A 2080-nucleotide genomic window follows, 5' to 3' on the forward strand; every position below is an offset into this window, starting at 1 on the left:
CCGCGCAGCTTCCATTACATGAACATCTACAGCCAGACCGCCGTCGAGTTCATGTTGCGCCGCGATCCTCGGGTCAAGTCGGTTTCCTTCGAACTGGACCGGGATTTCGACCCGGCCGCCGTCTCCGACACCGGCGAGATCATCCCCGAAGCCTGGGACAAGACCTCGGTCCTCAACGGCTTCCAGGCCAGCGGCGTCGTCCTGTTGCCGTGGACCTGGGTGTACGTCGACCTGGAATCGTGATGCCTGACGGCTCGGTGCCTGGTTTCCGTCAGGCCATCCGGCCGCGCTAATCTCGTATACTCGTTTCAGAAATTTCCGGCCACAAGTCGGGAATTTCTGAAACGGCTTCTCACTCCTCATCACCCCGGCCAAACGCAACGCGAACCGAAATCCATGGTTCCGTTTGCCGCCAATGGGTTTTCACCTACTCGGGCTTGACGCCTTGCCCCATGGCAAGCCGCCGATGATGGCACCTCAAGATATATCCCATTTCCCGCCGCCCCCACGACGCAACCACGCCTTACCGAGCCGGCTCCTTATCATCGCCAAACGTTTCCGCAGTTTGCGAATGGGATTTCTCGGTTCCTCACTAAGTCCCAGAATAATGTTGACGAGCCCAGGGTTCCCTGACCCAACCCCAGTTCCAACAACGAATGCCGCCGTTCGCCGCAACGCTTGACGCCATTGGCCCATAACTTCACTGACAGTAAAGGGACCAAGGTCGGCCAAAGCCCTGCTGATAGGATAGGCATTGGCGTGGCCTGTTCGAATCGCCACTAATTCCTGGGTATTAGGGGAATCGGGCAAAGGCCTTGAACACGAAAGGTACCAGCGATCATCAAAAGGATAATCTTTTATGCGGACTGGAACGCCAACGTCAGCTTTATGACGACGGTTGACGCAATAAAATAGCCCGCCAATGGACGTCGCCTTATGGATTGACTTGAAGTATTGCCCAATAACGCTTGGATTCATCTCCATCATCGAATCTGTGTTGATAAAAACATCAACCACTGACGACGGAATTTCTTCAGAGCAGAAACTTGGGAGAATTGCAAATTTTGCATTTCCAGAAAAGAAGGATTCAAATCCGCCTTCCTTGAAGTCATTGTAAAGAAAAAAAATCATCTTTTTCATAAAAAGAAGACAGATAATAATACTGTATTGCAGCTCCTTCCGGGAGATCGAACAAAATATAGCGCGCATCGGGAAAAGCCTTGCACAGCTTGTTCGCAAGCCCCCCATACCCACCGCCGATTTCCGCCATTACGACCGGCTTCTTTCTCGTCGTGATGGCATCAATGTATGGCTTTAGAGAATAAACATTATAAATTTGCGTCAAATCAGGGAGATACGCGATTTTCCGTCCCTGTACATTGCAGGATGCTGGACGCCCAACCTCTGGCTCCACCAAGTTAACAACGAAATCCTGACCACAAAGGGAACATAAGTTATTGAAAGAATCCTCAACTCTTTTATGAAACTCCGGGCTCTCCCAGATAGAGCGGATTGAATTCAAATATTCATCATCCCAGAAATACGGTCCCCCCATGCCGCTGGAAATTGGATTGGAGCGGAAATTTTCCCACAATGCCTCTTGTCCGATGAGTTCGGAAAACTCTCCATACGAAGCCCGCTCCCACACGACTGATCGATGGTCTTGCGGCATCTTTTCCATCGCAGCCTCATAATTCTCCAGCATGAGGCGATGGCGAAGAGACATGTCATTGTGAGATTGATGCGACTTCATGGCCCTCACCTTGAGAAATAATTTTGCAAAGCCCGAAAAGCAGGCGATGGAATTTACATTCTTATACAACCGTGACAAGAAAGAAACAACTGGTCTCGGAATGCGCGGAACCGGACAAGCACCTCACCCCGTACATCAGGCATTTAAATAGCGGTCGTGAAGTCACGATTATTGACAAAATTATCAATCTGAACGTTGCACAATTCTCTAAGAAATTACCAGACACTCCACAAAAATCGGGAAATTTCCAACTAACTCTCCCCGCGCCGATCAACCTTGATCGGCGGAGACTTGCCGCTTAATGTGCCGCCCGGTGAAACCGGGCGG

At 50.6% G+C, this 2080-nt stretch carries 3 protein-coding genes; 1 reads left to right on the top strand and 2 read right to left on the bottom strand.

Going from position 1 to position 2080, the window contains the following annotated elements:
* A partial coding sequence (locus G4223_RS03545) for a hypothetical protein (RefSeq protein WP_163675117.1) occupies window positions 1–243 on the top strand: 243 nt, incomplete at its 5' end.
* A gap of 234 nt (window positions 244–477) precedes the next feature.
* Here G4223_RS03545 and G4223_RS03550 read toward each other — a convergent pair.
* Complete coding sequence (locus G4223_RS03550; RefSeq protein ID WP_163675120.1) at window positions 478–1131, bottom strand: class I SAM-dependent methyltransferase; 654 nt, start codon at window positions 1129–1131, stop codon at window positions 478–480.
* The gene (locus G4223_RS03555) at window positions 1109–1753 is read right to left on the bottom strand and encodes a putative sugar O-methyltransferase (RefSeq protein ID WP_163675123.1); all 645 of its coding nucleotides are present in this window, start codon (window positions 1751–1753) and stop codon (window positions 1109–1111) included. Before G4223_RS03555 ends, G4223_RS03550 begins: the two co-directional genes overlap by 23 nt.
* Window positions 1754–2080: the final 327 nt, after the last annotated feature.

Origin of the sequence: Magnetospirillum aberrantis SpK, assembly GCF_011022235.1 — a bacterium.
Taxonomy (GTDB): Bacteria; Pseudomonadota; Alphaproteobacteria; order Rhodospirillales; family Magnetospirillaceae; genus Magnetospirillum; species Magnetospirillum aberrantis.

Coding starts and splice junctions, on each gene's coding strand:
- G4223_RS03550 (WP_163675120.1), bottom strand. CDS start 1,131: ATGATTTTTTTTCTTTACAATGACTTCAAGGAAGGCGGATTTGAATCC.
- G4223_RS03555 (WP_163675123.1), bottom strand. CDS start 1,753: ATGAAGTCGCATCAATCTCACAATGACATGTCTCTTCGCCATCGCCTC.